Origin of the sequence: Rhizobium sp. S163, from assembly GCF_030380805.1 — a bacterium.
Taxonomy (GTDB): domain Bacteria; phylum Pseudomonadota; class Alphaproteobacteria; order Rhizobiales; family Rhizobiaceae; genus Rhizobium.
The window spans coordinates 160,651-169,459 of the sequence record NZ_JAUDSA010000034.1; the positions used below are offsets into that span (position 1 = coordinate 160,651).

The 8,809-nt window shown below is 60.6% G+C and carries 10 protein-coding genes and 3 tRNA genes; 5 read left to right on the forward strand and 8 right to left on the reverse strand.

All coding sequences use genetic code 11. The features are described from left to right. Positions 1-31: 31 nt before the first annotated feature. Together QTL96_RS24180 and prfB are read left to right on the forward strand one after the other, a co-directional pair. Positions 32-2,479, forward strand: a complete 2,448-nt coding sequence (locus tag QTL96_RS24180) for a penicillin-binding protein 1A (protein ID WP_289729497.1) — start codon at positions 32-34, stop codon at positions 2,477-2,479. 101 nt (positions 2,480-2,580) lie between these two features. Beyond that, positions 2,581-3,712, forward strand: a protein-coding gene (prfB, locus tag QTL96_RS24185) for a peptide chain release factor 2 (protein ID WP_111561177.1) whose coding sequence is annotated in 2 segments (ribosomal slippage) — positions 2,581-2,649 and positions 2,651-3,712 — 1,131 coding nt in all. Because the reading frame shifts where the segments join, the coding sequence is not laid out codon by codon here. A gap of 86 nt (positions 3,713-3,798) precedes the next feature. Here prfB and QTL96_RS24190 read toward each other — a convergent pair. The 7 genes from QTL96_RS24190 to rlmB form a co-directional block, all read right to left on the reverse strand. Then, positions 3,799-4,326, reverse strand: coding sequence for a hypothetical protein (locus QTL96_RS24190; protein ID WP_289729498.1), 528 nt, complete (start codon positions 4,324-4,326; stop codon positions 3,799-3,801). A 4-nt stretch (positions 4,327-4,330) separates the two neighbouring features. Then, positions 4,331-5,104, reverse strand: coding sequence for an NAD kinase (locus QTL96_RS24195; RefSeq protein WP_018898657.1), 774 nt, complete (start codon positions 5,102-5,104; stop codon positions 4,331-4,333). A 212-nt stretch (positions 5,105-5,316) separates the two neighbouring features. Then, on the reverse strand, positions 5,317-5,604 hold the full coding sequence (locus QTL96_RS24200) for a hypothetical protein (RefSeq protein ID WP_289729499.1): 288 nt from the start codon (positions 5,602-5,604) through the stop codon (positions 5,317-5,319). 151 nt (positions 5,605-5,755) lie between these two features. Then, positions 5,756-5,831: transfer RNA gene (locus QTL96_RS24205), tRNA-Thr, on the reverse strand. A 92-nt stretch (positions 5,832-5,923) separates the two neighbouring features. Further along, complete coding sequence (locus QTL96_RS24210) at positions 5,924-6,061, reverse strand: hypothetical protein (RefSeq protein WP_181459189.1); 138 nt, start codon at positions 6,059-6,061, stop codon at positions 5,924-5,926. A 68-nt stretch (positions 6,062-6,129) separates the two neighbouring features. Then, positions 6,130-6,300, reverse strand: a complete 171-nt coding sequence (locus tag QTL96_RS24215; RefSeq protein WP_289729500.1) for a hypothetical protein — start codon at positions 6,298-6,300, stop codon at positions 6,130-6,132. Positions 6,301-6,422: 122 nt separating this feature from the next. Beyond that, positions 6,423-7,313 carry a 23S rRNA (guanosine(2251)-2'-O)-methyltransferase RlmB gene (rlmB, locus tag QTL96_RS24220; protein ID WP_289729501.1) on the reverse strand — a complete coding sequence of 297 codons (891 nt, stop codon included), beginning with the start codon at positions 7,311-7,313 and terminating at the stop codon, positions 6,423-6,425. Between the two features lie 205 nt (positions 7,314-7,518). Here rlmB and QTL96_RS24225 point away from each other — a divergent pair. Together QTL96_RS24225 and QTL96_RS24230 are read left to right on the forward strand one after the other, a co-directional pair. After that, positions 7,519-7,603: transfer RNA gene (locus QTL96_RS24225), tRNA-Tyr, on the forward strand. A gap of 26 nt (positions 7,604-7,629) precedes the next feature. Next, positions 7,630-7,703 (forward strand) — tRNA-Gly (locus QTL96_RS24230). An 83-nt stretch (positions 7,704-7,786) separates the two neighbouring features. Here the strand turns inward: QTL96_RS24230 and QTL96_RS24235 are convergent. After that, positions 7,787-8,296, reverse strand: a complete 510-nt coding sequence (locus tag QTL96_RS24235; protein ID WP_289729502.1) for a hypothetical protein — start codon at positions 8,294-8,296, stop codon at positions 7,787-7,789. Positions 8,297-8,560: 264 nt separating this feature from the next. Here QTL96_RS24235 and QTL96_RS24240 point away from each other — a divergent pair. Continuing rightward, positions 8,561-8,809 (forward strand): GTP-binding protein (locus QTL96_RS24240; protein WP_289727192.1); only part of this gene is annotated, 249 nt, incomplete at its 3' end.

Genomic DNA, 8,809 nt, shown 5'->3' on the forward strand with positions numbered 1-8,809 from the left:
GATCGACAATTGAGATACCGGTAGCTTAGATATGATCAGACTTCTTGGATATTTCTTCGGAGCGGCTTGCGTCCTGTTCCTGGGCGTAGCGGCGGCCGTTGCCGTTTATTTGGCAACGGTGACGAAGGACCTTCCTGATTACGCGGTGCTGAGCAGCTACGAGCCGCCGGTGACGACGCGGGTTCATGCCGGCAACGGCGCGCTGATGGCCGAGTACGCCAAGGAGCGTCGCCTGTTCCTGCCGATCCAGGCCGTGCCCGATCGCGTCAAGGCCGCGTTTCTCTCCGCCGAAGACAAGAATTTCTACCAGCACCCTGGCATCGACGTCACCGGCTTCGGCCGCGCCGTGGTCGCTTATCTGACCGGCGGCCCGACGCAGGGTGGCTCCACGATCACGCAGCAGGTCGCCAAGAACTTCCTGCTGTCGAGCGAACAGACCATGGAGCGTAAGGCCAAGGAAGCCATTCTCTCCTTCCGCATCGAGCAGGCCTACAGCAAGGACAAGATTCTCGAGCTATATCTCAACGAGATCTTCTTCGGCCTGAACTCCTACGGTATCGCCAGTGCAGCACTCACCTATTTCAACAAGTCGGTCAACGAACTGACCATCGCCGATGCCGCCTATCTGGCCTCGCTGCCGAAGGGCCCGGCGAACTACCACCCGTTCCGTCATCCGGAAGCCGCGGTCACCCGCCGCAACTGGGTCATCGACCGCATGGTCGAGAATGGCTATGTCAGCCAGTCGGATGGCGCTGAAGCCAAGAAGCAGCCGCTCGGCGTTACTGGCCGCACCAGCGGTCCGTCGCTCTTCGCATCGGGATACTTCGCCGAAGCCGTCCGCCGTCAGCTGATCGACCAGTACGGCGAGAAGATGCTCTACGAGGGTGGCCTCTCGGTTCGCACATCGTTCGATCCGCAATTGCAGGTCTTCGCGCGCAAGGCGCTGCAGGATGGCCTGATCAACTATGACGAACGTCGTGGTTTCCATGGCCCGATCAAGCAGATCGACACGACGTCGGACTGGGGCAAGGCGCTCGCCGATATCCCGGCTCTCTCCGACGTTCCGGAATGGGACCTCGCCGTCGTGCTTGCTGTTGCCAGCGACAGTGTCGACATCGGCCTGCAGCCGCAAAAGGATGGCGCGGGCAAGATCGGCGCCGACCGCCAGCGCGGCACCATTGAAGCCAAGAACATGCAGTGGGCCTTCCGTTCGGCCACCGGCGGCAAGACCTCCAAGTCGCCGCAGGGCGTGCTGCAGCCGGGCGACGTCGTCTTCGTCGAGCGCCTTGGCGGCGACAGCTCCACGTCCTACCGTCTGCGCCAGCCGCCTAAGGTCGGCGGTGGTTTCGTCGCCATGGACCCCAAGACCGGCCGCGTGCTGGCCATGGTCGGCGGCTTCTCCTATGCGCAGTCGGAGTTCAACCGCGCGACGCAGGCGATGCGCCAGCCCGGTTCGTCCTTCAAGCCCTTCGTCTACGCAGCCGCGATGGACAACGGCTACACGCCGGCCTCGGTCGTCAGCGATGATCCGCTTGAGATTCAGGTCGGCAACGGCCAGGTCTGGGCGCCTGATAACTACGAAGGCGAGGGCGGTGGCGCCAACACGCTGCGCTTCGCGATCGAGCACTCGCGCAACCGCATGACGGTGCGGCTCGCCAACGACCTCGGCATGAACGTCGTTGCCGAATATGCTAACCGCTTCGGCATCTACGACAAGATGATGCCGGTATTGGCCATGTCGCTCGGCTCCGGCGAAACGACCGTGCTGCGCATGGTTTCGGCCTATTCGGTCATCGCCAACGGCGGCAAGCAGATCAAGCCGACGCTCATCGACCGTATCCAGGACCGCTACGGCAAGACCATCTTCAAGCATGAGGAGCGCGTCTGCGAGGCCTGCAACGCCAGCGACTGGCAGAACCAGGAAGAGCCGAACGTGGTGGATAACCGCGAAACCGTTCTCGACCCGATGACCTCCTACCAGATCACCTCGATGATGCAGGGCGTTATCCAGCGCGGTACCGCCGCCGGCAAGGTTCAGCTCGGCGAACGCGACGTCGCCGGCAAGACCGGCACGACCAACGATGAAAAGGACGCCTGGTTCGTCGGCTTCACGCCTGATCTGGTCGCCGGTCTTTATATCGGTTTCGATTCGCCATCGACGCTCGGCCGCGGCGGCACCGGCAGCTCGCTGTCCGCGCCCGTCTTCAACGAGTTCATGCAGGCGGCCGTCAAGGACACGCCGGTATCGAAGTTCGTGATCCCTGCCGGCATGAACCTGATCCCGATCGACCGCAAGACCGGCATGGCCGCGACGCAGGGCGATCCGAACACCATCATCGAAGCCTTCAAGCCCGGCACCGGCCCGGCCGACAGCTACTCCGTTATCGGCATGGACAACACCATGGCGCCGGAGGAAATCCTGAAGACCTCGCCGCAGGCAAACCAGGCGGTTCAATCCGGCGCCGGCGGTCTCTACTGACATTTTCGACTGATAGCGTGGCGGTCGCGGCTCTTTACATCCGCGGCCGCCACAACTATTTGACGGACGACTTTTGAATACAACGCAAAAGAAGCGGGACAATGCGAGCGGAAATCCAGAACGTAGTCGATGAAACCAAGCAGGCTATCACCCTGCTGAGGAGGCATCTTTGACTGGGACCAGGCGATAAGACGACTGGACTGGTTGAACAACAAGGCAGAGGACCCGAACCTCTGGAACGATGCCACCGAAGCACAGAAGCTGATGCGCGAGCGCCAGCAACTCGATGACGGCATCAGCGGCGTACGCCGCTTCGAACAGCAGATCAAAGACAACATCGAGCTCATCGAGATGGGCGAGGACGAGGGCGACGAAGCCATCGTCAAGGAAGCCGAAGACGCGCTGAAGGCACTCAAAGCCGAAGCCGCGCGCCAGCAGGTCGAAGCGATGTTGTCTGGCGAAGCCGACAGCAACGACACCTATCTCGAAGTTCACTCCGGCGCCGGCGGCACGGAAAGCCAGGACTGGGCGAACATGCTTTTGCGCATGTATACCCGCTGGGCCGAACGCTCGAAGTTCAAGGTTGAACTGCTCGAAGTGCACGATGGCGAAGAAGCCGGCATCAAGTCTGCGACGCTGCTCGTCAAGGGCCACAATGCCTATGGCTGGCTGAAGACCGAATCGGGTGTTCATCGCCTGGTCCGCATTTCGCCCTATGACAGCAACGCGCGCCGCCACACCTCGTTCTCGTCCATCTGGGTGTACCCGGTCGTCGACGACTCGATCCAGATCGACATCAACGAAAGCGACTGCCGCATCGACACCTACCGCTCGTCCGGTGCCGGTGGTCAGCACGTCAACACGACCGACTCCGCCGTCCGCATCACCCACATGCCCTCGGGCATCGTGGTGCAGTGCCAGCAGGAACGCTCGCAGCACAAGAACCGCGCCAAGGCCTGGGACATGCTGCGTGCACGTCTCTACGAAGCGGAACTGAAGAAGCGCGAAGACGCGGCCAACGCCGAAGCGGCCTCCAAGTCCGATATCGGCTGGGGCCACCAGATCCGCTCCTACGTCCTGCAGCCCTACCAGATGGTCAAGGACCTGCGCACCGGCGTTACCAGCACAGCGCCCGACGACGTGCTGGATGGAGAACTCGACGAGTTCATGGAAGCAGCGCTCGCCCACCGCATCAGCGGCAAGGCGGATGCCGTGGTCGACGACGTCGACTGATCAATCCTAATCGATATGATATCGAAAAGGCCCCATCCGGGGCCTTTTCTGATTCTGGCTGTGGGTCTTTCGAAGCGCGACGGACTTTAATGCCCCGACTTTTCGACGCTGATATCGCCGAATTCGTCGATAATGACGGTCCAGCTATTCGCGTCGCTATCCGGATCGGTCTTCAGATAAACCATCGCGAAAAGCCCCGGCTCGTTCAGCCGGCCGGTCGAATTTTCAGGGCGAATATCCGTCACATAGGGATTGAGGTCGTTCAGTTCCTGAACCTCGACCGTTGAGACGATTTCGGGCCCCGTCTCGGTCTGCGCGATCTGCTGTAGATAGACCTTGGCGGTGCGATCGGCCTGGCGAACCGCAAACAGCTTGTAATAGCCGTGGCGGGGTTGGCTTGGCGCGGCGGGCGTCGCCGTCGCTGGCGCGTTCGGGGTGGCGGCAACCGGCGGGCGCGTCACCGCCGGCGCATTGCCGTCGTCCGCCCAGTAACCCGTGCTCGTGGCAAATGTGATGCTCGCGGGCAATATGGGATCCGTGGTCTCCGCCGCATGCGCGGCAAGCGGAACTGCGGCGATCAGCAGCGCGCAGGCTGTCAGTCCGAAACGCTTCATCGCCTCAATCCTCGAATTGCTCGGATAGAATACGGTCGGACCAAGAGCGGTCGGGGTCGGAGAGAATGCGAGCCGTCATGTGCTCGGATTGAGCAATGCGCACATGCAGCACCGATTTGACCTCGGAATTATCGGCAACCGCGTTCACCGGCCGCTTTTCCGATTCGAGAATATGAATGTCCACGGTCACCTTGTTCGGCAACAACGCACCCCGCCAGCGGCGGGGACGAAACGCGCTCACCGGCGTCATGGCCAAAAGCGGCGCGTCCAGAGGCAGGATCGGCCCATGCGCCGAGAGATTATAAGCCGTCGAACCGGCCGGCGTCGCCACCATCAGCCCGTCGCAGATCAGTTCCTCAAGCCGAACGACTCCATCCACTTCGACCCTGAGCTTGGCGGCCTGGTAGGACTGGCGAAACAGCGAGACCTCGTTGATCGCAAGCGCGGTATCGCTCGTCCCATCGGCATTCGTGGTTGTCATCCTCAGCGGCCGGAATGTGTTCTCAACGGCGGCATTGATCCGCTCGCGCAAGGCATCGGTGCGGTACTCGTTCATCAGAAAGCCGACGGAGCCCCGGTTCATCCCATAGACGAGCCTGCCGGAGTTCATCGTGCTGTGCAGCGTCTGCAGCATGAAGCCGTCGCCGCCGAGTGCCACGATCACATCGGCATCCTTTGCGGGCACATCCCCGTAAACACGAATCAGTTCGTCGCGCGCCGCCAGCGCCTCAGCGGTAGGGGAAGCCAGAAAACAGAGGGTCTGAAAGGATACGCTCATGCAATGCCCTTTGATAAAGTCCGCCTAGCTAAATGATAATGGGCTGGCGCGACAAGGCATTTTAAGGTCGCAGCTGTTCGCCGGGACTACTCTCTGCATAGGTGAGGAGAGGGCAGAAGGGTGCCAATTTCATGGCGCCCCCTGTTTGTGATCGGCTTCGAGCGGGTCTTGGTTGACTCGCGCCCGTGGCTCGTCGGCTTGGCGACAGCGCCTTACTTGTTCTGAAGCAGCCAGATCTTTCCGCCCATGGTGATGCCATAGGTATCGGTGGTGCCATCGTCGGTGAGATTGCGGCGCTCCAGGAAGCCGTGCTCGCAAAGGTCCACAAGCGTCTTCGCGGTGACCGTCTTGATCTTCTGCGGGCGCTCTTTCCAGCGGTCCGTTTTCGCGTAGGTCACGGTTGCGTTCTCATGCGTCCACTTGCCGGCCGCCTGCGGATGGAGATCGCCATCACGGGCGAGTTTAAGTCCCGCGATCTGCGCCGGGGTGAGTTCAGCCATTTCAATAACCTCTTGGCATGTTGCACGGATCAGCCGTGAATGCAGGGGAACCCTGGGAAACCAAGGGCAATAGGAACCAAATGTTGCAACGCGAGCATCTCGTTTACCGAGGCCCGTCGGTGTGGCAACAATCGATTCCTTCGAAGAATTGTGGTGCCCCCGGCAGGGTTCGAACCCGCGACCCCCTGATTACAAATCAGGTGCTCTACCAACTGAGCTACAAGGGCAACGCCCGCCAATTAGCAGATTTTGCTGCTCTGTAAAGGAAAATCGGCCACGATCTGATTTCGCTCAGTGATTTCAACAGGCCGTACGTAGGCTAGTTTGGAGTGGTCTGCCGAACGGTCGATTGCAGGTGGCCGCCATTCTCGCCCATGCCATCGCCGGAAGACGGCATGGCAGCGATGCTGAGAACCGAAACAACCATGAGAGCGATGACAGCGATCATTATTCGCACGCGATTTCTCCTTTTGAACGAGGAAGAAACGCAAATAAGGCAATTGAGTTCCGGAGCGGGCTTGGTGGTTATTGCGCTGGCGGCGGTGCTGTCGTGGTGGGATTGGCGCCTGAGGCTGCCGGGGCGAGTGGATCGGGCTGGTGCACGGGTTGGGTCTTGTCGATCCAGCCGATGCTGAGAATGATGGCGACGAGGATGCCGATGAAGAGAATGCCGATGATGAGGGGACGAACTGCCATGTCGGATGCTTCTCCTTGTTGGTCGGAGCATTGCTGGATGATAACCGCTGCTGACGTCAAAACCGAGGCGGTCGAGGATCAGCAGCGGCATCTTTCGGCATGGTGGCCCGTTCGTGAGCCTGTCAGCCCTTCAGATGAATGCGCGCCGCGTAGAGCGCGATCGCCGCAGCGTTGGACACGTTGAGCGACTTGATTTCGCCGGGCATATCGAGCCGCGCCAGCGCATTCACTGTCTCGCGCGTCTTCTGGCGCAATCCCTTGCCCTCGGCGCCAAGCACCAGCGCGACCTTGTCGCCGGAGAAGGTGCCCTCGAGAGGAGCCGGGCCTTCCGAATCAAGGCCAATGGTGACGAAGCCGAGCTTGTGCAGTTCGCCAAGCGCATCGGCGAGATTGGTGATCTGGATATAAGGGATGAGTTCCAGCGCGCCGGAGGCGGATTTGGCAAGCACGCCCGATTCGGTCGGGCTGTGGCGCTGCGTCGTGATCAGCGCGCCGGCATTGAAGGCGACGGCAGAGCGCATGATGGCGCCGACATTGTGCGGATCGGTCACCTGGTCGAGCACCAGGATCAGCGGGCTGTCCTTCAGCGCTTCCAGACGGCGCACGGGCAGGGGACGCGTTTCCAGCATCACGCCCTGGTGAATGGCGTCGGGGCCAAGCACCTTGTCGAGATCCTGCGGCGAAACCATCTCGTACGGTATGCCGAGTTTCTCGACATCGATCTCAAGGCGGGCCAGCGCGTTCGGCGTCACCGACAGCTTTATCTTCTTGCGCTCTTTATTCTCGAGAGCGGCGCGCACCGTATGCAGGCCATAGAGATGGACCTGATCAGGAGCGAGTGCCGGCGGCTTCCAGTCATCGCCGCCACGCTTGCGCTTCTGGAAGCCGGGAGTTGGAATTTCGCCGCGTTCGCGCTTGTTGTCGCGATGCGCACGACGCAAATTCGCGTAGTGCGTATCCTTGGCGGATTTTTCGTCGGAGGGCGGGCCCCCGGTTTTGTTGTCTTTGCTCATGCCGCTTTATAGCGGTGGCATTTCTTTCCGCATAGGATTTCTTTGTCCACAGGGGCTTTCCATCGCCGATGACATTTTTCGCATATTTTCCATCGTCATCATGTTGACATAGGCAATCGGGCCCGTCATATACGCGGCGCAGACCGAGGGGCGGCAACGCTTCGAAAGTCTAGCAGACTTGGTCTAACGATCCGGACGAAAAACTGGAGAGATGCCCGAGTGGTTAAAGGGGACGGACTGTAAATCCGTTGGCTCAGCCTACGTTGGTTCAAATCCAACTCTCTCCACCATTCGTCCTCGGATCGGACCAAACCCCGCGGGTATAGCTCAATGGTAGAGCAGCAGCCTTCCAAGCTGAATACGCGGGTTCGATTCCCGCTACCCGCTCCATTTCAAGTCGAAATCAAACGTTACCCACAGCGCGCAAGCGCTTGTTTGCGTTACCGTATCGCACTGACGCACTGTGCCCGATCTCAGCCCCAGAGCAAAACGAAGGGGGAGGCGAGCGCGATGATGCCGGCCGCCATCCAGCGCGTGCGCCCATCCATCGTGAATTCGTCCCGCGACGGCCATTTGCGCACGGCGACATAACCGACGGCGATGACGGCGCTATAGATGAGCGCCCTTAACAGGATCGACCAGCCGCCACCGAAGAGCCCGATCGCGATGCCGAATCCTGTGAGTGCACCGAGGATGCCGTAGCCGACATCGAACATCATCGTCGTCGTGGTCGATAGCGGCCTGAGAACACGTGGAAACGCGATGGCGACGGCGGCCGTCAGCAGCCATATGGCGACGATCGCCTGCAGCGTCGACGAGCTGACTATGGAGGCGGCCAGCGCCGGTAGCCGCTCGGGCGTCGAGAGCCGCACGACCTGCGCGATCCAGTCGATCGCGGCCGCCAATATCCACAATATGAATGCGCAGCCGGCAAAGATCAGAAAATTGCCGGCCGATCGTTTCGCGATGTCCTTCGGTTCCATGCCATGCTCTCCCCAAGCGATCGCCGGCGTGGCTCCGACAAGGCAAGTAATATCACAGCATCAATCGCTTGTGGCGGCTTATGGTGAAATCGCGCACGCTTCGTCGCACTTCTATATTGCCGATCGAATGCTTCGTTCCCATATGCGGCGGCAGTGCGGAATAGCGTCCGCAATTAAGTCTTGCGCAATTCCGCCGAAAGCCTTAAACGGCGGCACTAAACCGGTTCGCCGGGGTCATCCATTTCGTTCACAGGAAGCATTCAAATGGCAAAGAGTAAGTTTGAGCGCAACAAGCCGCACGTTAACATCGGCACGATCGGCCACGTTGACCACGGCAAGACGTCTCTGACGGCAGCGATCACCAAGTACTTCGGCGAGTTCAAGGCGTACGACCAGATCGACGCTGCACCGGAAGAAAAGGCACGCGGCATCACCATCTCGACGGCACACGTCGAGTACGAGACGGCTAACCGTCACTATGCCCACGTTGATTGCCCCGGCCACGCCGACTAC